At 70.8% G+C, this 22,114-nt stretch carries 21 protein-coding genes and 1 tRNA gene; 8 read left to right on the forward strand and 14 right to left on the reverse strand.

All coding sequences use genetic code 11. From position 1 onward, the window contains the following. Window positions 1–66: 66 nt before the first annotated feature. The 8 genes from AC07EJ_RS15780 to AC07EJ_RS15815 form a co-directional block, all read right to left on the reverse strand. Window positions 67–708, reverse strand: a complete 642-nt coding sequence (locus tag AC07EJ_RS15780; RefSeq protein ID WP_383889901.1) for a SigE family RNA polymerase sigma factor — start codon at window positions 706–708, stop codon at window positions 67–69. Between the two features lie 196 nt (window positions 709–904). Further along, window positions 905–1,942 (reverse strand): glycoside hydrolase domain-containing protein, encoded by a 1,038-nt coding sequence (locus tag AC07EJ_RS15785; RefSeq protein ID WP_478884405.1) that lies wholly within the window; start codon window positions 1,940–1,942, stop codon window positions 905–907. A gap of 109 nt (window positions 1,943–2,051) precedes the next feature. Beyond that, window positions 2,052–3,218 (reverse strand): lipid-transfer protein, encoded by a 1,167-nt coding sequence (locus tag AC07EJ_RS15790; protein ID WP_478884406.1) that lies wholly within the window; start codon window positions 3,216–3,218, stop codon window positions 2,052–2,054. Beyond that, complete coding sequence (locus tag AC07EJ_RS15795) at window positions 3,215–3,790, reverse strand: MaoC/PaaZ C-terminal domain-containing protein (RefSeq protein ID WP_478884407.1); 576 nt, start codon at window positions 3,788–3,790, stop codon at window positions 3,215–3,217. The genes AC07EJ_RS15790 and AC07EJ_RS15795 overlap by 4 nt, the downstream gene beginning before the upstream one ends. Before the next feature lie 20 nt (window positions 3,791–3,810). Beyond that, complete coding sequence (locus AC07EJ_RS15800; RefSeq protein ID WP_389480996.1) at window positions 3,811–4,911, reverse strand: acyl-CoA dehydrogenase family protein; 1,101 nt, start codon at window positions 4,909–4,911, stop codon at window positions 3,811–3,813. 1 nt (window position 4,912) lies between these two features. Continuing rightward, the gene (locus AC07EJ_RS15805; RefSeq protein ID WP_478884456.1) at window positions 4,913–5,890 is read right to left on the reverse strand and encodes a bifunctional MaoC family dehydratase N-terminal/OB-fold nucleic acid binding domain-containing protein; all 978 of its coding nucleotides are present in this window, start codon (window positions 5,888–5,890) and stop codon (window positions 4,913–4,915) included. A gap of 8 nt (window positions 5,891–5,898) precedes the next feature. Next, window positions 5,899–7,122, reverse strand: a complete 1,224-nt coding sequence (locus AC07EJ_RS15810; protein ID WP_389480994.1) for an acyl-CoA dehydrogenase family protein — start codon at window positions 7,120–7,122, stop codon at window positions 5,899–5,901. A gap of 257 nt (window positions 7,123–7,379) precedes the next feature. Further along, complete coding sequence (locus AC07EJ_RS15815) at window positions 7,380–7,691, reverse strand: hypothetical protein (protein WP_393584196.1); 312 nt, start codon at window positions 7,689–7,691, stop codon at window positions 7,380–7,382. 330 nt (window positions 7,692–8,021) lie between these two features. On the opposite strand from AC07EJ_RS15815, the gene AC07EJ_RS15820 reads away from it, so the two are divergent. Then, window positions 8,022–8,906: a bifunctional DNA primase/polymerase gene (locus AC07EJ_RS15820; RefSeq protein WP_478884408.1), complete on the forward strand. Its 885-nt coding sequence runs from the start codon at window positions 8,022–8,024 to the stop codon at window positions 8,904–8,906. 103 nt (window positions 8,907–9,009) lie between these two features. Here AC07EJ_RS15820 and AC07EJ_RS15825 read toward each other — a convergent pair whose 3' ends face one another. The 3 genes from AC07EJ_RS15825 to AC07EJ_RS15835 form a co-directional block, all read right to left on the reverse strand. Continuing rightward, complete coding sequence (locus tag AC07EJ_RS15825) at window positions 9,010–9,567, reverse strand: GNAT family N-acetyltransferase (protein ID WP_478884409.1); 558 nt, start codon at window positions 9,565–9,567, stop codon at window positions 9,010–9,012. Between the two features lie 232 nt (window positions 9,568–9,799). Then, window positions 9,800–9,884 (reverse strand) — tRNA-Ser (locus tag AC07EJ_RS15830). 61 nt (window positions 9,885–9,945) lie between these two features. After that, on the reverse strand, window positions 9,946–11,418 hold the full coding sequence (locus AC07EJ_RS15835; RefSeq protein WP_389480985.1) for a S1C family serine protease: 1,473 nt from the start codon (window positions 11,416–11,418) through the stop codon (window positions 9,946–9,948). 190 nt (window positions 11,419–11,608) lie between these two features. Between AC07EJ_RS15835 and AC07EJ_RS15840 the strand changes: the two genes are divergently transcribed. From AC07EJ_RS15840 to AC07EJ_RS15850, 3 genes are all read left to right on the forward strand, one after another. Continuing rightward, entirely contained in the window at window positions 11,609–12,424 is an 816-nt protein-coding gene (locus AC07EJ_RS15840; RefSeq protein ID WP_389480983.1) for a glycerophosphodiester phosphodiesterase, read from the forward strand. Between the two features lie 149 nt (window positions 12,425–12,573). Beyond that, window positions 12,574–13,125: an ATP-binding protein gene (locus tag AC07EJ_RS15845; RefSeq protein ID WP_389480981.1), complete on the forward strand. Its 552-nt coding sequence runs from the start codon at window positions 12,574–12,576 to the stop codon at window positions 13,123–13,125. A gap of 105 nt (window positions 13,126–13,230) precedes the next feature. Then, window positions 13,231–14,193 carry a DUF5926 family protein gene (locus tag AC07EJ_RS15850; protein WP_389480980.1) on the forward strand — a complete coding sequence of 321 codons (963 nt, stop codon included), beginning with the start codon at window positions 13,231–13,233 and terminating at the stop codon, window positions 14,191–14,193. Between the two features lie 239 nt (window positions 14,194–14,432). Here the strand turns inward: AC07EJ_RS15850 and AC07EJ_RS15855 are convergent, their stop codons facing one another. Together AC07EJ_RS15855 and AC07EJ_RS15860 are read right to left on the reverse strand one after the other, a co-directional pair. After that, window positions 14,433–15,113, reverse strand: a complete 681-nt coding sequence (locus tag AC07EJ_RS15855) for a hypothetical protein (protein ID WP_389480978.1) — start codon at window positions 15,111–15,113, stop codon at window positions 14,433–14,435. A gap of 55 nt (window positions 15,114–15,168) precedes the next feature. After that, entirely contained in the window at window positions 15,169–15,864 is a 696-nt protein-coding gene (locus AC07EJ_RS15860; RefSeq protein ID WP_389480976.1) for a bifunctional DNA primase/polymerase, read from the reverse strand. A gap of 460 nt (window positions 15,865–16,324) precedes the next feature. Between AC07EJ_RS15860 and AC07EJ_RS15865 the strand changes: the two genes are divergently transcribed. Continuing rightward, window positions 16,325–17,857 (forward strand): PP2C family protein-serine/threonine phosphatase, encoded by a 1,533-nt coding sequence (locus AC07EJ_RS15865; protein WP_393584183.1) that lies wholly within the window; start codon window positions 16,325–16,327, stop codon window positions 17,855–17,857. Window positions 17,858–18,034: 177 nt separating this feature from the next. Further along, window positions 18,035–19,504: an aminopeptidase P family protein gene (locus tag AC07EJ_RS15870; RefSeq protein WP_478884410.1), complete on the forward strand. Its 1,470-nt coding sequence runs from the start codon at window positions 18,035–18,037 to the stop codon at window positions 19,502–19,504. A 126-nt stretch (window positions 19,505–19,630) separates the two neighbouring features. Here AC07EJ_RS15870 and AC07EJ_RS15875 read toward each other — a convergent pair whose 3' ends face one another. Continuing rightward, entirely contained in the window at window positions 19,631–20,092 is a 462-nt protein-coding gene (locus AC07EJ_RS15875) for an ATP-binding protein (RefSeq protein ID WP_478884411.1), read from the reverse strand. Window positions 20,093–20,351: 259 nt separating this feature from the next. On the opposite strand from AC07EJ_RS15875, the gene AC07EJ_RS15880 reads away from it, so the two are divergent. Both AC07EJ_RS15880 and AC07EJ_RS15885 read left to right on the forward strand, forming a co-directional pair. After that, window positions 20,352–21,158: a hypothetical protein gene (locus tag AC07EJ_RS15880; protein ID WP_393584180.1), complete on the forward strand. Its 807-nt coding sequence runs from the start codon at window positions 20,352–20,354 to the stop codon at window positions 21,156–21,158. Window positions 21,159–21,306: 148 nt separating this feature from the next. Further along, window positions 21,307–22,065, forward strand: a complete 759-nt coding sequence (locus AC07EJ_RS15885; RefSeq protein ID WP_478884412.1) for a YcnI family copper-binding membrane protein — start codon at window positions 21,307–21,309, stop codon at window positions 22,063–22,065. Window positions 22,066–22,114: the final 49 nt, after the last annotated feature.

A 22,114-nucleotide genomic window follows, 5' to 3' on the forward strand; every position in this document is an offset into this window, starting at 1 on the left:
ATTCTCACCGCATACCAAGTGGTATGTCACTAGCCCCGGGAATGATCGATCAGTCGGTCGTCCCGGTCAGCCCTTGGCCGGGCGCAGTTCCGGGTCCTCGCGGAGCTTGCCGAGGGCCCGCGACACCGCACTCTTGACCGTGCCGACGGACACCCCGAGCACCTCGGCCGTCTGAACCTCGCTCAGGTCCTCGTAGTACCGCAGGACGACCATCGCCCGCTGCCGGGCCGGCAGCTTCATGATCGCGCGCCACATCGCGTCGTGCAGGGCCTGGTTCTCGGCCGGGTCGGCCGCGGCCACGGTCTCCGGCTCGGGCAGCTCGTCGCAGGCGAACTCGTCGACCTTCCGCTTCCGCCACTGCGACGTACGCGTGTTCAGCAAGGCCCGGCGCACGTAACCGTCGAGCGCCCGGTGGTCCTCGATACGGTCCCAGGCCACATACGTCTTGGTGAGCGCGGTCTGGAGCAGGTCCTCCGCGTCGCACGGATTCGCGGTCAGCGACCGGGCGGTCCGCAGCAGTACGGGCTGCCGCGCCCGCACGTACGACGCGAACGACGGGTACGACTTGTGCGGCCCGTGCGGCGCCGAATGGGCGGCCGGCGCGTACGGCGTCGGGTGGGAAGAGTGAGGCGTCATCGCGGCTCGCGGCGCGCTGCGCGTCGCGGCATCCGATGCACTGGAGCAGACAGGCGCCATGGTTGCGGTCATGGCTCCACGCTAGGAGCGCCCCCTACCCTCGCGGATCGGCCGCAGGTCCCGAAGCGGTGTCCGCCTCAGGGTGTAGGAGGGGTGGTATCCCCACCTCCTGTAGGTGGAGGACGCAGCACGCACCCCTGAGGGTTCATCCCTGAGAGCCATTCCATCGGCTTCCTTCCGCTCTGCCACTCCCGCGGGCCCAAGCAGGTCAGCGGATGCGGGCCACCGGCGCGTGCACCAGATTCCGGTCGATGACGAGGGTCCGCCCGCCGTGCCGCTCCTTCACGTTCCCCGCGTACTGGTGGATCCTGCGCTGCGGACTCCAGGCTGACCGGGCCAGCACGGGCTCTCTGGAGAGCCGGGGCCGCGTGTGCCAGCGCGCGAACCAGATCACCGACGGCAGATCCCGCACCCCCGCCCGCGCCGCGACCTGCATGTGCCGCACTCCGGAGTCGGCACTGCTGTAGAACCCCGGCATGTACCCCTTCCCGCGCACCTGCCGGTCCCAGCCCCGCACAAAGGCGAGCGTCGTGCGAGCGCACTTCTTGTGCCGGTACCTGTACGCCTCCATATCGAGATAGAGCGGGCTGCCCGACCGGATGCCGACGGCCCGCGCCCTGCGTACGGCGTCCCGCCCCTCCCGCACGCCCTGGCTCCATGCATGACGGCCGATGCGGGAGCCCTTCTTGCGTCCCCCGACGATGCACGGCGACTGCGAACCGACGTACACCGGCAGCACCCGCCACCCCAGCCGCTGCACCCCGCGCATCCATCGGTGCCCGAGCCGGGGCTGGTGACGACAGGCCCGCCCACGGCCTCCGTAGTAGACGCCCACCGCCCCGTACTTCGACGCCCGCCACCTCCGCATGGTGTCGAGTGACGGCGCCATGCAGGTGTCGAACGCCAGCCCGCGGAAGATCCGAGGCTTGGAGAGGGAGGGGAGCAGGGGTTCGAGAGAGGAGAGCAGGGGTTCGGAGGAGGACAGACCGCCGGCGGGGGTCTGGACGGGGACCGGTGCCGGTGCTCGGTCGCCGAGTGCAGAGACGTCGCCGAGTGCAGAGACGTCGCCGAGTGGGGAGGGGTCGTCGAGTGCGGAGCCGGGGAAGGTGGCGAGGTCGGGCAGCCCGAGGCCGGCCGGGAGGTCCGGGTGGGCGCCGGGCGTCGGAGACGGCTGGGGGAGGCCGGGTTCGGTCCGCGCCGACGCGGGTAAGGCGGTCAGCGCCATCAGGAGCAGCACTAGGCCCACGACCAACTTCCGGCGGTGACTACGGCGAGTGCGGTGCATAGGGCAAGTGCGGTGCATAGGGCGAGTGAAGGGGCCGGGGTGCGGACCGGGCCCGGGACACACCCCGCGTTCAGCCGTCCGCTCTCAGAATCAGACCCGATGTGGGGACGCCGGTCCCCGCGGTCACCAGGGCCGTGGCGGCGCCTGCTATCTGGTTCACCGCCGTGCCCCGCATCTGTCTCACGGCCTCCGCTATGCCGTTCATCCCGTGCAGGTACGCCTCGCCCAGCTGCCCGCCGTGCGTGTTGAGCGGGAGCCGCCGCTCCGCCACGAAGTCCGCCCCCTCACCCGGCTCGCAGAAACCGAACTCCTCCAGCTGCATCAGCACGAAAGGCGTGAAGTGGTCGTACAGGATCCCCACGTCGATCTCGCCCGGAGCCAGCCCCGCCGACCGCCACAACTGCCGTGCCACGACCCCCATTTCGGGCAGGCCCGTCATGTCGTCCCGGTAGAAACTCGTCATCTGCTCCTGGCCGCGCCCCGCCCCCTGGGCGGCCGCCGCGATCACGGCGGGACGGTGCGGGAGGTCGCGGGCCCGCTCGACGCTGGTGACGACGATCGCCTGCCCGCCGTCGGTCTCCTGACAGCAGTCGAGCAGCCGCAACGGCTCCACGATCCACCGTGACGCCGCATGGTCCTCCAGGGTGATCGGCTTCCCGTGGAAGTACGCCGCCGGATTGGTGGCCGCGTACGCGCGGTCCATGACGGCGACATGACCGAACGCCTCCGGGCCCAGGCCGTATCCGTGGAGGTAGCGCTGCGCCGCCATCGCCACCCACGACGCGGGTGTGAGCAGCCCGAACGGCAGTGCCCAGCCGAGCGCCGCCCCCTCCGCCGACGGCTCCCGATGCTGCACCCCGGAGCCGAATCTCCTGCCCGAGCGCTCGTTGAACGCCCGGTAGCAGACGACCACTTCGGCCACCCCGGTCGCCACGGCGAGTGCGGCCTGCTGAACGGTGGCGCAAGCCGCACCGCCGCCGTAGTGGACCCGGGAGAAGAAGGAGAGGTCCCCTATCCCCGCCGCCTGTGCAACGGTGATCTCAGGACTGGTGTCCATGGTGAAGGTGACCATGCCGTCGACGTCCGCGGGGGAGAGCCCGGCGTCGTCGAGCGCCGCCCCCACCGCCTCCACCGCGAGCTTCAGCTCGCTGCGCCCGGAGTCCTTGGAGAACTCGGTCGCCCCGACCCCGACGATCGCCGCCCGACCGCCGAGGCTGTCCTTCCCCCGCACACTCATGCCGGCCTCCCCGACACCGGGGTACGGGAGGTACCGGAATGCGCACTCGGGAGGGTCGGGGGGTGGGGACAGCTCGCGAGGCTCGGGAGGGTGACCGTCACCGTCCCGGTGACATGCTTGCCCAGCCCGTTGGCCCCGACGATCCGCACCACAGCCGTGGCACCCCCGCCCTCGGACCCGCTGCCGCTGCCGCTGCCGCTGCCACTGTCGCTGTCGCTGTCGCTGTCGCTGTCGCTGTCGCTGTCGGCCCCGTCTTGGACCTCAGTCACCGTCCCGGTCAACACCATCGTGTCTCCTGGATAGTTGGGTGCGCCCAGCCGTATGGCGACCTTGCGCAGGACCGCGTCGGGGCCGAAGTGATCGGTGACGTAACGGCCGACCAGTCCGTTCGTCGTCAGGATGTTCATGAAGATGTCGGGGGAGCCCTTCTCCCTGGCGAGCTCCGCGTCGTGGTGGACGTCCTGGTAGTCACGGGACGCAATGGCCCCGGAGACGATCAGCGTTCGCGTAACCGGGATCTCCAACGGCGCCAGCTCCGCGCCGACCTTGACCCCCACAGAAACTTCCGCCATCGCTGCCTCTCCCTCCGTCCTCACTTCCGCGCCCACGTCATCCCCGCCTCCTCCGTATCGGCCCCCTCGCCACCGGCGATCACGTCGCCCAGCTCCGCGAGCAGTTCACCTCCGCACCCCAAATACGCGTCGAGCTGTCTGCCCCACAGGAAATGCCGGTGCACGGGATGCTCCAGGTCGGCACCCATGCCGCCGTGCAGATGCTGTCCGGCGTGCACGACCCGTCTGCCCGCCTCCGACGCCCACCAGGCCGCGGTCAGCGCATGGCCGGCGTACGGCAGCCCCTCGTCCCGTCGCCATGCCGCCTCGTACGCGGTGACGCGAATGGCCTCCGTATCCATATAGGCATCGGCCGCCCGGAGTTGGACCCCCTGCTTCGCGGCAAGCGGTCTCCCGAACTGCTCCCGCTCGTTCGTGTACTCCACGGCCCGCGCCAGCGATCCCGCACAGACCCCGGCCTGCAGCCCCGCGAACGCGGTCCGCGCCATCGCCAGCACGTCGTCGTACGCACCGGGGCCGCCGAGCCTCTCCGCCGGCGCCCCGTCGAGAACGAGCCGGCCCGCCGACCAGGGCGCGGTGAGCTCGACCTCATCGCAGCCGGCATCGCCCGTACGCACTCTCCACAGGCTCCGGTCGGCCGTCGCCACCAGGACCCACGACGCGTCCCGGAGCCACGGCACCCAGGGCACCACCCCCGTGAGCCGCCCCGCGCTCCCGCCCCTTCCTGCCGCCACCCCCGACTCCACCACGTCGACCCGCACCCCGGCCTGCGCAGGCAACGCTCCCGTGGCCACCTCCGTCCCGTCCCGCAGCCCCGGAAGCAACCGGTCCCGCTGGTCGGAGGTGCCATGTCCCGCCACTGCGAGCAGCCCGTACACGCAACTGGCGGCGAACGGCACCTGCGCCGTCGTCCTGCCCTGCTCCTCCAGCATCAGCACGAGCCCGAGCAGCCCGGTCTCCTCCACCGCCCCCGGCAGACCGGCCGAGCCGAGCGCCTTCCACAACTCGGTGTCCGTGCCGGTGCCGGCCGCCGCGAGGCGCTCGGGTGTCGACAGGTCACCGAAGATCCGTGCGGCCAGACCGACGGCGTCCGCCTGGTCCTGCGTAGGTGTGAAGTCCATGTCAGCGCTCACCTCCCACAACGCCACCCGTGCCCCTGCCGGCGCCGTTGTCACTGTCACCGTCACCGTCACCGTCACCGTCACCAGCCCGGAAGACCGGCAGCTCCAACTCCTCATCCACCCGGAGGAATTCGAGCCTCACGGGCATCCCTATTCGGACCTTGTCGTACGGCACCCCGACCACGTTGCTGATGATCCGGACGCCTTCGGCCAGCTCGATCAGGCCCACCGCGTACGGCGGGTCGAAGGCGGGGAAGGGCGGGTGGTGCATCACCACGTACGAGAAGACGGTTCCTTCGCCGCTCGCCTCGACCGTGCTCCAGTCCTGCGAGGCGCACGCGCCGCACCCCGGCAACCAGGGAAAGCGCAGCGTCCCGCACGCCTCGCAGCGCTGGATGAGGAGGCGGTGCTCGCGGACCCCTTCCCAGAACCCGGCGTTGTCCCGGTTCACCACCGGGCGAGGCCGCCGGGCCTGCTGCTGCCCTGACCCCACCGCCTGCTCTGCCCGCGCCGCCGGGGCGTACTTGAGGATCCGGAAACGATGCGTCCCGGCGAGCTCGCCGTCCGCCCTGACGTCCATGCGCGTCGTGACGAAGTGTCCCGTGCCCAGCTTCGTCGTCTTGCGCTCGGACACCGACTCGATCACCGCGTCGAAGGTGATCGCGTCACCGGGCCGCAACGGACGCAGATACTCCTGCTCGCAGTCGGTGGCGACGACCGAGGTGTACCCGGCGCCGTCCAGCAGCGCGAACAGCTCGTCGTAGGCGCCGCTGCGTCCTTGATGCCCGGAGAGCCCGCCCATCGTCCAGGCCTGGAGCATGGTCGGCGGCGCTATGGCGTCGGGCCCCTCGTACCGGGGGTCGGTGTCGCCCATCGCCTCACACCAGTGCCTGATCATCGGCTCGTTGACCAGATCCTTGCCGACCCCCGCGGTGGCCGCGGGCAGCCCTTCGAAGGCCTTCAGCGCCTCGTACACCATGTCGCCGGTCACCGCCGCCCCCTCCGCATCCCGAGCCGCATCGTCGCGACGATCTCCCGCTGCACCTCACTCACGCCGCCCCCGAACGTATTGATCTGCGCCGCCCTGTTCATCCGCTCCAACTCCCCCTCCGCCGTACCACCCACGGCACCACCACCGGAATCACCGCCCGACCCCGCACCGGCCCCGCTCCCGAACGCCCCCGGCGACCCGGCTCGGACCAGCGCCGCGGCTCCCGCGATCTCCTGACACATTCGGTACACCTCGACCGCCGATTCGGTTCCCATGACCTTCACGCCGCTCGCATCGCCCGGCGCGAGCCGCCCCGCCCCGACGTCCCCCACCAAACGCCAGTTGAGCAGGCGCGTTGCCGCAAGACGGGCATGTACCTCGGCCAGCCGCGACCGCACCCACGGCAGGTCGATCCGGCGTTCCCCCGTCACCGGATCGGGTGAACGAACCGCTTCGAGCACCGCCGCGTAGAAGTCCTCCGCCTGCATCCCGATCGCGGCGAGCGCGACCCGCTCGTGGTTGAGCTGATTGGTGATGAGGCCCCAGCCGCCGTTCTCCTCCCCGACAAGATTCGAGGCAGGGACGCGGATCCCGTCGTAGTACGTGGCGGTGGTGGTCAGCCCGCCGACGGTTTCGATGGGCGTCCAGCTGAAACCGGCGGCGTCCGTCGGCACGAGGATGATCGAGATGCCCTGGTGCTTGGCGGCTTCGGGTTCCGTGCGGCAGGCCAGCCAGATCCAGTCGGCGTTCTGCGCGTTCGACGTGAAGACCTTCTGTCCGTCGATGATCCAGTCCTCGCCGTCGCGGACCGCCCGGGTCCGCAGCGAGGCCAGATCGGTCCCCGCCGAGGGCTCGCTATACCCGATCGCGAAGACCAGCTCGCCCTTGAGGATCCGCGGCAGGAAGTACGCCTTCTGCGCCTCGGTCCCGTACTTGATCAGGGTCGGTCCGACGGTGTTCAGGGTCACCATGGAGACGGGCGCGCCCGCGCGGTAGGCCTCGTCGAAGAAGACGAACTGCTCGTCGGGGCCACGGCCTTGGCCTCCGAACTCGACGGGCCAGCCGAGCCCGAGAAGGCCGTCGGCACCGATGCGGCGCAGCAGGCGCCGCTGGGCCGTTCGGTCGTCGTGGCCGGGCGGCCCGTCCGGCATCAGTTCCCGGAAATAGGCGCGCAGTTCGGCGCGGAGTTCATGCTGGCGCGCGGTGGGGGCGAGGTGCACGGCGGCGGCCCTCCCGGACCTCGTACGAACAAGGGTCTCTGACCGTCTGCTTCTGATGGAAGCTTTCTGACTGACCGTCAGATTCGGTACGACTGTCCGTCAGGTTCGGTACGGGTGTCAAGGGATCAGCACGCGCGCGTGAAGGGCCGCCCAGTTGCCGCTCGGTGCCCGAAAACGCCTGTGCGGCGATGCCGAAGCACCGCCGCACAGATGTCACGCACCCCTGGGAACGACCCCCGCCGACAGGAGCCGGCGGGTCACCAGAGCTTGGTGAAGTTCACCGCGATGTTCTCGTTCGACTGGTCGATGGCCGTGAACGCGGAGCCGTTCACCTGGGCCGTGTTGTTCTGGTTGGAGGCGCCGGAGCCCACCGCCTGCTGCTGCGAGGTGGACGAGTTGCCGTGGTTGTTGCCACCGACACCACTGCCGCTCACGGTCGCCACACCCGCGTTCGATCCGTTGCCCGCGAAGGACCCGTTGTCGGCCATCGCCACCCCCGAGAAAAGGGCTGCCGCGAGGGGCAGGGCGGCGACGGCGGCGAGGGCGCGGGCGGTACGGATGTGTGCCATGTCAATTCCTCCAAGAAGCGTAACTGCTGGTTGCTCCAAGGCAGTTGGCCGACCGCCTCGGTCGTTGCTCACGACGTCGCGAGATCAGAATTGCCCACCGAATCCCCGTCGAACCAGGCCGGAAGGCGGTATTCCCCCGCAAGCGTGAGGACATGTCGATAAACATGCTTCACACCCTTAAAGGCCCAGCTCAGCCCGGATTGCATACGGCCGGCGCAGGACAGGCCAGCCATCGCAGGGGATGAAGCGTTTCGGCACATTTTTGGTAAATACGCTCCACCCGGGCGAGCCCCTCTTCCTTTACTCGAACATTCGTACGAACATAGAGGCATGGCCACCACCGACCGGCATGCCGTGCCCCTTGCGACCCTGGCCCTCGCCCACGCCCTCTCCGCCGCCGAACGTGGTCTGGCCGTGATCCCGCTCTCCCGCACGAAGCTCCCCGCTCTGCGCTCCCCACACCGCGACGAGCCCTCCCCCGCCCCGTGCCACGGCGAGTGCGGCCGCCCCGGCCACGGCGTGTACGACGCCACGACCGACCCGGGCCGCATCCGTGACCTCTTCGCGGCGGCGCCCCGCGCCACCGGCTACGGCATCGCCTGCGGACTGCCCCCGCACCACCTCATCGGCGTCGACCTCGACACCAAGTCCGGTACGGACTCCTCGGCCGCACTGCGCGAACTGGCGCTGCGCCACCTCTTCACGATCCCGGACACCGTCGTCGTGGCCACGCCCAGTGGCGGCCGCCACGTGTGGCTCTCCGGACCACCGGACGTCGTGGTCCCCAACTCGGCCGGACGGCTTGCGCCCGGCATCGACATCCGAGGCGCGGGCGGCTATCTCGTGGGCCCCGGATCTCGCACGGCGCAGGGCGTCTACAGCGCGGTCCCCGGGACCGCCCACCTGCCTGTCGCGCCCTGCCCCTCGGCACTCCTGCGCCTGCTCACACCCCCGCCACGCTTGCACCACCCGTCACCGGCACATGCGGGCCAACACGGCCAGGGCCTGGTCCAGTTCGTGCTCGCGGCACATGAGGGCCAGCGCAACACCCGCCTGTTCTGGGCCGCTTGCCGCGCCTACGAGAGGGACCTCGGTGACAGCCTCACGAACGCCCTCGTGGAGGCCGCGACCCGCACGGGCCTGACGGAACGCGAGGCCCGCTCCACGATCGCCTCAGCGGCCCGGATGACCCAGCGGAACGGCACGGAGGCGTAGGCCAGGAGGCCCCGTACACGAAGCCGCCCTCCCCAGGGGCACGCGTAAGGGGCGCACGCCATAGCGAACGCCCCTTACCAACACCTACCTGTGCAGGCAGTCGTCATGTGCGCAGGTCGAGCAGCATGACGTCATAGAGGTCCGGGCCCTCCCACGGCCGTGCCTCACCGATCTTGCGGTAGCCCCACGCTCGGTAGGCGGCCGAGGCCGCCTTGCTGTCCGGGTGGACGTTCAGCAGCACCCGCTCGGCCTCGATGCCGTCGAGCAGGGTCTCGTGCAGGCGCCGTGCGACACCCTGCCCGCGCCACGGTCCGCGCACGGCAAGTTCCATGAGGCCGAAGGTGCGGTGACCGTCCTCGCGCCGCAGGTCGTCGGGGACGGGCTCGGTCAGCTCGTCCCACCACCCTGGGCCAGGTTCGACCGCGTAGCCGTACGCCATGCCGACCGGTTCGTCATCCTCGGTATGGGTCACGGCGCCGCGAAAAGTGCGTCTGCGGGTCTGGAAGCGAAAGCGCCGGAAGACGGCCGTGACGTCGTCGGCGGCCTCGTTGTACGGCGGTTCCGCGAAGACGTCGGCATAGACGAGCCTGAACGCGTCCACAGCCTGCGCCGCGGCCGAGCCGTCCATGCGCTCCACCGTGATGGTTCCCTGCGGCGTCATGCGGTGCCCCCCTCGGACGCTCTCGCGGATGCGCTCGCCACAGTCCCGGGCACTCACCACAAGTCCCGGACAGTGGCACCCAAGCGGCCGGTCGCGACCCTGCTCAGCCCGCCGCCGTGCCCCTCCCGTGCCCGATCGAGCGGGGAACAACGAGCAACAGAGGTATCCCACGGAGACGGGAAACGGCGAAGGCTCCTGCCCAATTCCTCTGGTCAGGAGCCTTCAACCTCTGCGGTGGGTGTGGGATTTGAACCCACGGTGACTCGCGCCACGACGGTTTTCAAGACCGTTCCCTTAGGCCGCTCGGGCAACCCACCCTCGCCCCGTCGTTGACCGGCGGAGCGAGGACCAGGGTAGCGGGTTCGGCCGGGAGTTCGGTCAGCTGTCGCCCTTGCGCTCACCGAGGACGACCTCGACCGTGTGCTCCGCGCCGCCGCGCTTGTACGTGATCTTGACCGTGTCGCCCGGCTTGTGCGTCCAGATCTGGCCGATCAGGGTCGGACCGCTGTCGATCACCGTGTCGTCGAGCTTGGTGATGACATCGCCGGGCTTCAGGCCGGCCTTGTCCGCCGGACCGTTCGGCGTGACCGCGGACGAGCCGCCCGCGCCCTGCTCGGTGATCTTCGCGCCGTCACCCTGCTCGTCCAGCGCGACCGAGGCGCCGATCACCGGATAGACCGGCTGGCCCGTCTTGATGAGCTGCTTGGCGACATTCTTCGCCTGGTTGATCGGGATGGCGAAGCCGAGGCCGACGGAGCCCGACTGGCCGGAGCCTCCGATGCCACCGCTGGTCGCGGGCTGGATCGCCGAGTTGATGCCGATGACCGCGCCCCGCGCGTCGAGCAGCGGACCGCCCGAGTTGCCCGGGTTGATCGAGGCATCGGTCTGCAGCGCGTTCATGTACGACGCCTTGCTGCTGCCCGAGCTGTCGCTGGAAGCCACCGGGCGGTTCTTCGCCGAGACGATGCCCGTGGTCACCGTGTTCGACAGGCCGAAGGGCGCGCCGATCGCGATGGTGGAGTCACCGACGGCGACCTTGTCCGAGTTGGCGAGCTGCAGCGGCTTCAGGTTCGACGGGGCGTTCTTCAGCTTGATGACCGCGACGTCGTAGCCCTGGGCGCGGCCGATCACCTCGGCGTCGTACTTCTTGCCGTTCGAGAACGTGGCGGAAAGCTTTCCTCCGTCGGCTGCGGAGGCCACCACGTGGTTGTTGGTGAGGATGTGGCCCTGCGTGTCGTAGACGAAGCCGCTTCCGGTGCCGCCTTCGCCGTCGCTGCCCTCGGCCTCGATGGTGACGGTGCTCGGCAGGGCGTTCGCCGCGATGCCGGCGACCGAGGAGGCGTCACGCTTGAAGTCGGCCGGGTTGTCCGAGGCGGAGACCGTCGTCGAGCCCGAACCACCGTCGTCGTTGCGCTCGGCCGCCCAGTAGCCGATGCCGCCGCCGACACCGCCGGCGATCAGGGCCGCCGCAACCACCGCGGCCAGCAGCCCGCCGCGCCGGGGGCCCGGCTTGGGCGCCGGAGGCTGGTAGGCCGCGCCCCAGGAGTGTCCGCCGCCACCGTCCGCGTACGAGGGAACGGTGGGCGGCGGAGGCGGCCAACCTCCCGCGGCCGCGGGACCGGGCTGCCCGCCGGGTCCCGGCGCAGCCCCCGAGGCCGCGCCGGAACCCTCGTGCGCCCCCGGCCCCGCGCCCTCGGCCGGCATCACCGCAGTGGGCGCGTCGGCGGGCTCCGGAGGCGGAGCGGAACCGGCGGGATCCGGGGTGGGTGCGGGAGTAGCGGGAGATTCCACCGGCACGGGAGGTGCGGACGGGGCCGGGGGTACCGAAGTGCCCTCGTTCTCGGTGCTCACAGCTCTTCTCCTCGATCCACGGCTGTACCGGCTGATTCCGTCGGCATTGCTGTTTGTATGTGGTCAGCTTTTCCCACGGGACGTCAGGGCACCATAAGGCGTTCCTGTGTGTCCGGTGCCATCCTTTACGCCGGGCGAAACGGACGCATCCGCTGGGCGGCCCGGCGCCTCGCGATGGCACCATGACGCGGTGACTCTCGCACGACAGCAGCAGATCCAGGTCGTCGCCCACCGCGGAGCCTCCGACGAGGCCCCCGAGCACACGCTGGCCGCGTACAGAAGGGCCATCGAGGACGGTGCCGACGCCCTCGAATGCGATGTACGACTCACCGCGGACGGCCATCTCGTCTGCGTGCACGACCGCCGGGTCAACCGTACGTCGAACGGGCGAGGAGCGGTATCGGCCCTGGAACTGGCGGATCTCGCCGCCCTCGACTTCGGCTCCTGGAAGAACAGCGAGGCCGGTCGGACCAGCACGGAGGGCCCCGACTGGGAGGACACCTCCGTCCTGACCCTGGAGCGGCTGCTCGAACTGGTCGCCGACGCGGGCCGCCGTGTGGAGCTCGCCATCGAGACCAAGCACCCCACCCGCTGGGCCGGCCAGGTCGAGGAACGCCTGCTGATGCTCCTCAAGCGGTTCGGCCTGGACGCGCCTGCCGGAGCGCCGGACACACCGTCCCCGGTGCGTGTCATGAGCTTCTCGGCCCGCTCCCTGCACCGCATCCAGGCCGCGTCCCCCCACCTGCCGATGGTCTACCTGATGCAGTTCGTCTCCCCCCGCCACCGCGACGGCCGCCTCCCCAAGGGGGTGTCGATCGCGGGCCCGGGCATCCGGATCGTGCGCAGCCACCCTGGGTACGTGGAGAAGCTCAAGCGGGCGGGCCACCAGGTGCACGTGTGGACGGTCAACGAGCCGGAGGACGTCGACCTGTGCGTCGGTCTCGGCGTCGACGCGATCATCACCAACCGGCCCCGCGCCGTTCTGCGCCAGCTCGGAAGGGGCTAAATCCGGCCACCGGCCTCACAGGGAGTGCTCCGGCGCGTTCGCTCCGTATTCGATCGTTACGAGTGCGTCACTGAGCGTGGATTGGCCGGTTTCCGGTCCAGCCCATTGGGGCATTCACACCGTGGCGTGGGGCGAAGGAGGTCTCGGGGGTGGCGTTGGTGGTGGCACAGGAGGTGCCCACGTCGTCGAGCATGGCCGTACCCCATGGCCCTGCGGGCGTGGGCGAAGCAAGACACCGGATGCGTGATCAGCTGCGCGTCGGCGGGGTTTCGGAAGCGGTCATAGACGATGCCGTACTGATCCTGTCCGAACTGCTGAGCAACGCCTGCCGGCACGGCAGGCCGCTGGGCGACGACATGGCCGGGGACGGCGACGTCCGGGCCGCTTGGAGGGTCGACGCGCGGGGCTGTCTCACCGTCGAGGTGACGGACGGTGGTGGTCCGACCCGCCCGGTTCCGGCCACGCCCTCGGTCACCGCGCGGGGCGGCCGCGGGCTCAACATCATCTCGGCGCTCGCCGACGACTGGGGCGTACGTGACGACGCCTCCGGTGAAGTCACCGTCTGGGTGGTCGTGCACAAGGACGTGCGCTCCGAAGGCGAAACACAGGGGCAGGGCGCCTTCGCTACGCGCGTGGCGAGCAGCGCGACCGCGGGCATGTCCGACCTCGATTTCGCGGACGCCTTCGACGACTTGGGCTGAATCCCGCTCCGGCCCGAACGGCCCGGCCTGGTCCCCGCCCCCGGCCGTACGAGGGGCTAGGCTCGCGGCCGTACGTACGAGAGCCGTAACCGGGAGACACCCAAGATGGCCAAGAAGCGCCCCCAGACCAAGGGCAAGTCGCACGTCAGCAGTGGGGAGATCCCGGTCGTCGGCGCCCGTGAGCCCTGCCCCTGCGGGAGTGGCCGCCGCTACAAGGCCTGCCACGGCCGTGCCGCCGCCCACGCGGTGACCGAGCTGGTGCAGCGCCCGTTCGACGGTCTCGCAGGAGAGGGCGACTGGATCGCGCTGCGCGAGCTGGTGCCCGCCGCGACGGTGAAGCTCACCCTCAAGGAGAGCCTGCCGGACGGCGTCCCCTCCGTGACCCTCGCGACGGTGCTTCCGATGGCGTGGCCCGCGCTGCGCCGCGACGACGGTTCGATCCTGCTCGGTCTGCAGAACGACACGTCGTCCGGCGACCTGAGCCGCGACCTCGCCGACACTCTTCAGCGCGCGCTCACCGCCGAGCCCGGCACGCCGGTGCAGGCGCGCCGCGCACCCGCCGACGGCCCGCGCATGCAGGACCTGCTCGACCCCGAGGCCGTCTTCGAGCCGGTCGTGCACACGGGGTTCGAGTTCTGGGTGCCCGACTCGGAGAACGCGAGCCCGGACGTCGCCGCCTCCCTGGAGCGGGCCAACGCGGCCGCCATCGCGACCGTGAAGCTGTCCGGTGTCGACGCGGCGTACTGGTGCGAGACCCCCGACAAGAACCACCTGCGCTGGGTCATGCCGTACCCCGAGGAGCAGCTGCTCGACGCGCTCGCCCGCCTGCACGCGGCCGGCACGTCCTCGCTCGGCGAGGGCACGCGCCTGGTCGGCTCGTTCCGCGCGCACGGCCTGACCGTTCCGGTCTGGGACCTGCCCACCGGGGTGAGCGCCGAGGATGTCGAGAAGCCGGCGGCCGAGTTCGCCGAGCGGCTCACCACGGCGCTCGCCTCCGAGGCGCCGCTGACCGTCGACGAGCGGCGGGCGCGCGGCGGCCTCACCAACCGACAGGTGACACTCAGCTGACCGACCGGTCAGCCACAGGGAGACCTCGGAACGGGTGACTCCGGTCACAACTCCCCGTAGCGGCAGGTAAATCCGCATACGAATAGCCGAGATCGAATTTGCTAACGGCCGATCTCTTGTTACCGTTCGAGTAGCCCGGTTGCTGGTGCATCCCCCGTCGCCAGCAACCGGGCCCTTGTCTTTCCGGGGCCTTCCGGGGTTTCCCCGTGGGCCTGAGCCCGGGAAATCGTCCCGTTCGCTCAGCGGCCGACCGGCGTCGACGCGTTGCTTCCCGACCTGAGCAGCAGCGGTCCCGCGCCCCCTGCTTCCGCGAATTCCGCCACCGCCGCGTAGGCGCCCGCCTCACCCGAAGTGCGCTCCCGAGGCGTGTCACACGTCCCCGGTTCGTCCTGAGCACCCACCGCACAGTGCATCTGTACGGTGCGGCCGCCCGGCGCCATCAGGGTCAGGACGGAACTCAGCGGCCCCCCTGTCGCGTTCCGGTAGTAGACCCTCGCCCACGTGTCCCCCCGCTGGGTCAGTACGCAGGTCTGCGCCTCGATGCCGTCGGGAGAAGCGAGTTCGGGTCCGCACCGTGCCGTCGTGGTGATCCCGAGACCGCCGAGGAGGGAGGTGCCCTGCGGCCGCCCGTGGGACCGTCGCGCCTTGCCGTCCGCATCCGTCGCCGGAGTGCCCGCCGGGTCGCTCGTGGTCGCGCCCGGTTTGTCGTCGACCTTGTCGGCGCTGCCGGCCTCACCGGTGGGCAGTTCGCCGGAGTTGAGGCCGTCTTCCGCGGCGGTGCCGTCGACGGGGCCCGCGGAGGCGCCCGCCAGCGGGAGGAGAACGGTCAGGACCACGACCGCGAGAAGACCGAGCAGACGAAGGCGCGAAGGGGGTCTCCCCTGCTCGAGGGTGTTCGAGACCTTGGGGAAGGAGGGCATGCGCCGAAGATATCGGCGCCGCCCTTTCGCGCCCCTCGCCGCGCGCCCAATTCCCCTACAACTCGGGCGCGCTCACACCCGTACGAGTGAGGGCATCCACCACCGCGTCCACCACGGCTTCCACATCGGGCACCCAGGGCGCCGCGGAGCCGGGCAGCGGGGCGCGCTCCCAGCGGACCTGGCCGAGTCCGGTGTCGGACGGAGGCAGTGCCAGATAGCCGCCCTCGCCGTGGAAGCGCAGGGATCCCGGCACCCAGTCCTGGGCGTAGAGGAGCTCGCCCAGCTGCTCCATGGAGTAGGGCGCCACGAGGATGAAGAGGCGGTCCCTGTTGGCGACGACCGGGCCGAGCCTGATGTCCGTACGGTCGAGCGCCTTGAGGGCGCGGGCTCCGGCGACCGAGGGGAGACTCACGGCGCAGGGGGCACGGCCGCCGCTCGCGCCCGCACCGGCCCCCGTGGCCAGCACGATCGGCGCGGTCGGACGGTTGGTCCACCACCAGCGGATCATGCGCTCGTCCGTGGTCGCGGCGAGCAGCCCCGGGTCGAAGGGGTGCGCACCCGGCACCGTGCACTCCGGGTCGGGGCAGGCGCAGCTGACGCCGTCACGACGCCCTGCCCCCGCGAGCCCCACGCCCGGGAGCACGGGCCATTGCCATGCGGTCGCGAAGGTCAGGGCCGCGCTGAACTGATCAGACTTCCCGTTGTTTCGCCTGGACAGGAGCCTGCGTCGCCTTCCGAGGATCTCGCGCATGAGCGCTCGTTCCTTTCCGTAGACCGAAGAGAACGCTGTGGGCCACATCACACAATGTGTCGATCACTTCACTGAGCGTACGTACTGGGAGCGCCGCACCCCAGCCTTGAGCAGGGGGAACCCCTATAGTCCGAGCGCCGGCCGCGTACTTGAATAGCCTGGCGTGGGGTGGCGGCGCCTGGCGTTTGCCGTCGCGCGTGGTACTCGCCGTCTCCGCCACGGGAGGATGGGGCACGGTCGTCGGTGGTTAGGACGCCCGGGTCCGTCGCCAGGTTCCGGGTCGATCCCAACTACCCCTGGCCTTCTCCGAGTACGTACCCATCACGACCGCTGTGACGCTCTGTCGAACAACGCCAGTCGACCGCAATATGCCTTTACCCGAGGCGGTTTTAGGCCAAGTTCGATCAGAGATCACTAATGCCGCACGGGCCTCCTGGACACCAGGAATCCCAGCAGGACAATGCTGGACATCCCCTCATCAGTGAGTGTAGATGTGGAGACACTGCTGGCGGCGCAGAATCACATGGGGGTTTGCGATGCTATCGAGCAATACGCACCGGTCGGAAAGCCGGACGCCATGACAGCCCCGCACCTTCCGAAAGTGGCTGGAATCGATTCAACGGTTCCCCCACCGGCACACACTGTCGCGCCCGCGTCACCCGCGCCCGCGCCCCCTTCCTCCCCCGGAACGCCCGGCGTCCCCGGAGCCCCCGACGCCCCCGGAGCGCTGATCCAGGACCGGCTCGCCGGCTGGGTCTCCGACCTCACCACGCTGCACGAACTCACCGAGCGCCTGGCCAGGACGGCCGTCCTGGACGAGGCCCTGCACGAGGTGCTCCGCGCCGGCGCCGCCCTCGTCGGCGCGCGCCGCGGACTCGTCGTCCTGGAGCCCGCCGACGGCCTGGGCCCCGACACCACCGTGGGACTCGGCCTGGCTCGCGCCGACCTCGGCCACATCGAGACGGTGCCGCGCGGCGCGACCTCGTACGGGAGGATCCTCGACCGCGCGGACGGGACCGACGAGCCCGAGGTGCACGCGGACCTGCTGTCCGAGGACGGGCTCGACCCGCGCCACCGTGAGGTCGCCGGCCGGCTCGGCTACGCGGCGAGCTTCGCGCTGCCCCTCGCGACCGAGGCGGCGGGCCGGCTGGGCGCCGCGGTGTGGCTCTACGACGAGCCCGCCGAGCCCGTCGAACGCCAGCGCCATCTCGTCGGTCTGTACACGAGCTACGCCACCGAACACCTCGCGCGCCTGCTCGAACTGGAGCGGGCGCGCACCAAGTCCCGCACCCTCGCGGAGGAGTTGCTGCCGCCGCGGCTCCCGCGGGTCGCGGGCGTCCAGCTCGCCGCCCGACACCGCACTGGCCCGCGCGGCGGCGGCGACTGGTACGACGCGCTGCCGCTGCCCGAGGGCGCGCTCGGCCTGGCCGTCGGCTCCGTCACCGGCTGCGGCGCGAGCGCCGTAGCCGCGATGGGCCGGCTCAGGGCCAGCCTGCGGGCGTACGCGGTGATGGAGGGCGAGGACCCCGTCGCCGTCCTGTCCGATCTGGAGCTGCTGCTCCGGCTGACCGAGCCCGCGCGCAGCGCCACCGCCCTCTTCGCGTACTGCGAGCCCGCCCTGCGCAAGATCGTCCTGGCCGGGGCCGGGCACAGCCCGCCGCTGGTGATCGGCGAGAGACGCACCGAGTTCGTCGAGACGTCCCTGTCCGCGCCGCTCGGCATGCTGGCCTGCTGGGAGGCGCCAAGCGTCGAAGTCAGCCCGGAGCCCGGCGAGACGGTCCTGCTGTACACGGACGGCCTGCTGCACCGCACGGGGGACCCGATGGACCGCGCCTTCGCCCGCCTGCACGCGGCGGCGTCCGGTGTCCCGCGCACGATCCGCGACGACCCCGGCGCGATCGCCGACCACGTCCTGCACACCGTCCTGCCGGACGGACTCGACGCCGCCGACAGCGAAGAGGACGTCGTGCTGCTCGCCGCTCGCTTCGAGTGATCCGGTGACCGGCGGCGACCGGTGATCCGGTGACCGCGGCGGTACACCCCGTAGCCCTTGGTGTAACAGGTCTTCCGGCCCTGGGCCCCCTTCCGTACGACCGTACGATGGAGGGGGTCCATCGTTGTACCCAGGCCGCACCCAGGCCGATTCCAGGGCCGTATCGAGGAGGAAGACGTGTCGGAGGAGCTCACCCCGGAGAACCCGGAGATCGCTCAGACCGAGAGCGACGAGCCGATCAAGCAGCGCAAGAACGGCCTGTACCCGGGCGTGTCCGACGAGCTCGCCGAGAGCATGAAGTCCGGCTGGGCCGACACGGAGCTGCACGGCCTCGAGCCGATCGCGCAGGCGTCCGAGACGGCCGCCCGCCGCGCCGCCCTCTCCGCGCGCTTCCCCGGTGAGCGCATCGTCGTCCCCGCGGGCAACCTCAAGACCCGTTCGAACGACACGGAGTACGCCTTCCGCGCCTCCGTCGAATACACGTACCTGACCGGCAACCAGACCGAGGGCGGCGTCCTCGTGCTTGAGCCGACGGTCTCCGGCCACGACGCGACGATCTACCTGCTGCCGCGCTCCGACCGCGAGAACGGCGAGTTCTGGCTGGACGGCCAGGGCGAGCTGTGGGTCGGCCGCCGCCACTCCCTCGCCGAGGCCGAGCAGGTCCACGGCATCCCCGCCTCCGACGTGCGCGAGCTCGCCGGCCGCCTGGCCGAGGCGACCGGTCCGGTCCGCGTCGTGCGCGGCCACGACGCCGGCATCGAGGCCGCCCTGACCGACAAGGTCACCCGCGAGCACGACGACGAGCTGCGAGTCTTCCTCTCCGAGGCCCGCCTCGTGAAGGACGCGTTCGAGATCGGCGAGCTCCAGAAGGCCGTCGACTCCACGGTCCGCGGCTTCGAGGACGTCGTGAAGATCCTCGACAAGGCCGAGGCCACCAGCGAGCGCTACATCGAGGGCACGTTCTTCCTGCGCGCCCGCGTCGAGGGCAACGACATCGGCTACGGCTCGATCTGCGCCTCCGGCCCGCACGCCTGCACCCTCCACTGGGTCCGCAACGACGGCCCGGTCCGCTCCGGCGACCTGCTCCTCCTGGACGCGGGCGTGGAGACGCACAGCCTCTACACCGCCGACGTGACGCGCACGCTGCCGGTCAACGGCCGCTACACCGAGCTCCAGAAGAAGATCTACGACGCCGTGTACGAGGCCCAGGAGGCCGGTATCGCGGCCGTCAAGCCCGGTGCCAAGTACCGCGACTTCCACGACGCCGCGCAGCGCGTGCTCGCCGAGAAGCTCGTCGAGTGGGGCCTCGTCGAGGGCCCGGTCGAGCGCGTCCTGGAGCTCGGCCTCCAGCGCCGGTGGACGCTGCACGGCACCGGCCACATGCTCGGCCTCGACGTCCACGACTGCGCCGTCGCGCGCACGGAGACGTACGTGGACGGCACGCTGGAGCCCGGCATGTGCCTGACGGTCGAGCCCGGTCTGTACTTCCAGGCCGACGACCTGACCGTGCCGGAGGAGTACCGCGGCATCGGCGTCCGGATCGAGGACGACATCCTCGTGACCGAGGACGGCAACCGGAACCTCTCCGCCGGTCTGCCGCGCCGCTCGGACGAGGTCGAGGCGTGGATGGCTCAGCTCAAGGGCTGAACCACGCCAGCGACCACGCGCGCGTAGAGACGCATAGAGATGCGTAGAGACACGTAGAGACGCGTTTGCGAAGTGGCCGGGCACGGCGTGACGGTGCCCGGCCACTGTCGTGCCCGGAGGGGGAGGTCAGGCCGAGACCAAGGGTGCGTCCTCGCGCCACTTGAGCACCTTGTCGAAGCTGACCACCGCGCCGCCCCTGCCCGGTCTGTTGACGAAGTGGACGTGGTCCGCGAGCTCCTGGATGAGACAGAGTCCACGGCCGTGCTCGGCGTGGTCGGGGGCGGGCTTGAGCAGGGGCGTGCCGCCGCCGCGCAGGGCAGGGAAGCCGGGACCGGAGTCGGCGACCTCGATGCGACAGGTCTCGCCTTCGAGGTAGGCCGTGACCCGGTACGCGCCCGCCGGATCGTCGGGGTCCGGGTCACCACCGTGCTCGACGGCGTTGGCACAGGCCTCGGTGAGGGCGACGGACAGGTCGTACGAGATGTCGGGGTCCACGCCCGCGGTCTCCATCGTGTCGATCAGCAGGCGCCGGGCGAGCGGGACGCTCGCGGCCTCGCGGCGCAAGTGCAGAGACCACCAGATGCTCATGCTCCAGCCTCCAGGCCGCGGCTCGACATACCGATACGTATTGCCGCAACGGCCCCTGTGCAATCGCGTGCTTCGCGTGATATCGCCCATACGGCGGACGCGCGGAGCGGTAGCGGCGGTGTACAGAGTCGGCTTCAGCGGTGCGTGAGTCGGGTGCAGTAATACGTGCCAGTCGGGTTCAAGGGGCGGGGCGGAAGATTCCGGACCTTGTGGACCTGCCGTATGAGGCGGGTAAGCCCAGTGCAATGATGAGCCCGCCATGTCTGACCCCCACCAGCGCGAGGCGCATACCGGAACTGATGTCCGGCTGCTGAGGGCCGCGGTGTTCACCGCGGTCTGCGTCGCGTTGTCCGCGGCCGGACATGTGCTCGCCTCGTGTGCCACGGTCCCCCTGTGGACGCTGGGCGTCGGGTTCCTCGCGGTGTTCGCCGTCGCGGCGCCGCTCGCCGGGCGCGAGCGCTCGCTGCCGGGCATCGCCGCTGCTCTCGCGGTCGGACAGACCGGTCTGCACACCCTCTTCGGAGTGGGCCAGCACGGCACCATGACGATGGCGCAGACCACCCAGGAACCCTCGGTCGTGGAGCGCGCGGCCCGGCTCATGTGCGGCACGGGCATGGCGGCGATCAGCCCCGCGCAGGCGCAGAAGATCCTCTCGGACGCCGGCGTCGAGCCCGGTTCCGGAACGACCATGCACCACCACGTCGCCACCGAAGCGGCCACCTCCATGCCGCTGCTGCCGTCCCTGCCGATGCTGCTCGGGCACCTGCTCGCCGCGGTCGTCGCGGGCTGGCTGCTGCGCCATGGAGACCTCGCGCTCGGCCGGCTCGTCCGCCTCTCGGCGAACTCGGCGCATGGAGTCGCCCAGGGGGCGCTCGTCCGTTCCCTGCGCGCCGCTCTCGCTCTCGTACGCGCCCTCAGGGCCGGTCTGCCGGGGGCTGCGGAAGCGGCGCCTCATGTGGTGCCCACCGAGCTCCTCGCGCCACTGCCCCTGCGCACGACGGCACTTCAGCATTCGGTGATCAGGCGCGGCCCGCCCACGGGCGACGCGTTCCGTCTCGCTGCCTGACACGACACACGTACTCCACGCGGGGCCCTCGTACGGGTTCCCGCACAGCGCGGAGAGGTGTCGTGCGGCACGCGCGCGTGCCCCGTTCCCGGTGCGCGCACTCACCGTTCGCCTGATCCCGCTGAACCCGAGTGGAGTGGTTTCTGCCATGAACAAGATTTCCCGCGTCTCCGTCGTCGGCGCCGCCGCCGCGTCCGCCGTCCTGGTGCTCTCCGTCCCCGCCTTCGCGCACGTGAGCGTGCAGCCGGAGGGCGTCGCCGCCAAGGGCGGATACGCCGTCGTGAACTTCAAGGTGCCGAACGAGCGCGACGACGCCGCGACCACCAAGGTCGAGGTCAACTTCCCGACCGACCACCCGCTGGCCTCGGTCATGCCCGAGCCCATCCCCGGCTGGACCGCCAAGGTCACCAAGTCCAAGCTCGCCAAGCCGCTGGAGATGCACGGCGAGAAGATCGACCAGGCCGTCTCCCAGGTCACCTGGACCGCCGACGGCTCGGGCAAGGACAAGGGCATCCAGCCCGGCTTCTTCCAGAAGTTCCCGCTCTCCATCGGGCAGCTGCCCGAGGACACGGACGAGCTCGTCTTCAAGGCGATCCAGACCTACGACAACAAGGAAGTCGTGCGCTGGATCGAGCCGCAGGCGAAGGGCCAGGAGGAGCCGGAGAACCCGGCGCCCACCCTGGAGCTCTCGGCCGCGACCGAGGACCACCACGGCGGCGCCGCGGCCGACGACAGCGCCAAGTCGGATGACGACAGGGCGGCCACGGCCTCTTCGTCGGACAGCTCCTCCGACGGCTCCTCCGACAGCGACACCACCGCACGCGCCCTCGGCATCGCCGGCATCGTCGTCGGCGCCGCCGGCGTGGCCTTCGGGGTGCTCGCGGGACGCCGTCGTACCAACAGCTGAACCAGCCGCTGGTGTGCACCGGGGCCGGCGCAGGCCCCGGTCCTCCACG

The organism is Streptomyces sp. NPDC045026, from assembly GCF_056432625.1.

Bases quoted from the DNA above. Each gene is read 5' to 3' on its own strand.
- AC07EJ_RS15780 (WP_383889901.1), bottom strand. From the start codon at position 708: ATGACCGCAACCATGGCGCCTGTCTGCTCCAGTGCATCGGATGCCGCG.
- AC07EJ_RS15790 (WP_478884406.1), bottom strand. From the start codon at position 3,218: ATGAGTGTGCGGGGGAAGGACAGCCTCGGCGGTCGGGCGGCGATCGTC.
- AC07EJ_RS15795 (WP_478884407.1), bottom strand. From the start codon at position 3,790: ATGGCGGAAGTTTCTGTGGGGGTCAAGGTCGGCGCGGAGCTGGCGCCG.
- AC07EJ_RS15800 (WP_389480996.1), bottom strand. From the start codon at position 4,911: ATGGACTTCACACCTACGCAGGACCAGGCGGACGCCGTCGGTCTGGCC.
- AC07EJ_RS15805 (WP_478884456.1), bottom strand. From the start codon at position 5,890: ATGGTGTACGAGGCGCTGAAGGCCTTCGAAGGGCTGCCCGCGGCCACC.
- AC07EJ_RS15815 (WP_393584196.1), bottom strand. From the start codon at position 7,691: ATGGCACACATCCGTACCGCCCGCGCCCTCGCCGCCGTCGCCGCCCTG.
- AC07EJ_RS15820 (WP_478884408.1), top strand. From the start codon at position 8,022: ATGGCCACCACCGACCGGCATGCCGTGCCCCTTGCGACCCTGGCCCTC.
- AC07EJ_RS15825 (WP_478884409.1), bottom strand. From the start codon at position 9,567: ATGACGCCGCAGGGAACCATCACGGTGGAGCGCATGGACGGCTCGGCC.
- AC07EJ_RS15850 (WP_389480980.1), top strand. From the start codon at position 13,231: ATGGCCAAGAAGCGCCCCCAGACCAAGGGCAAGTCGCACGTCAGCAGT.
- AC07EJ_RS15855 (WP_389480978.1), bottom strand. From the start codon at position 15,113: ATGCCCTCCTTCCCCAAGGTCTCGAACACCCTCGAGCAGGGGAGACCC.
- AC07EJ_RS15860 (WP_389480976.1), bottom strand. From the start codon at position 15,864: ATGCGCGAGATCCTCGGAAGGCGACGCAGGCTCCTGTCCAGGCGAAAC.
- AC07EJ_RS15865 (WP_393584183.1), top strand. From the start codon at position 16,325: ATGCTGGACATCCCCTCATCAGTGAGTGTAGATGTGGAGACACTGCTG.
- AC07EJ_RS15875 (WP_478884411.1), bottom strand. From the start codon at position 20,092: ATGAGCATCTGGTGGTCTCTGCACTTGCGCCGCGAGGCCGCGAGCGTC.
- AC07EJ_RS15880 (WP_393584180.1), top strand. From the start codon at position 20,352: ATGTCTGACCCCCACCAGCGCGAGGCGCATACCGGAACTGATGTCCGG.
- AC07EJ_RS15885 (WP_478884412.1), top strand. From the start codon at position 21,307: ATGAACAAGATTTCCCGCGTCTCCGTCGTCGGCGCCGCCGCCGCGTCC.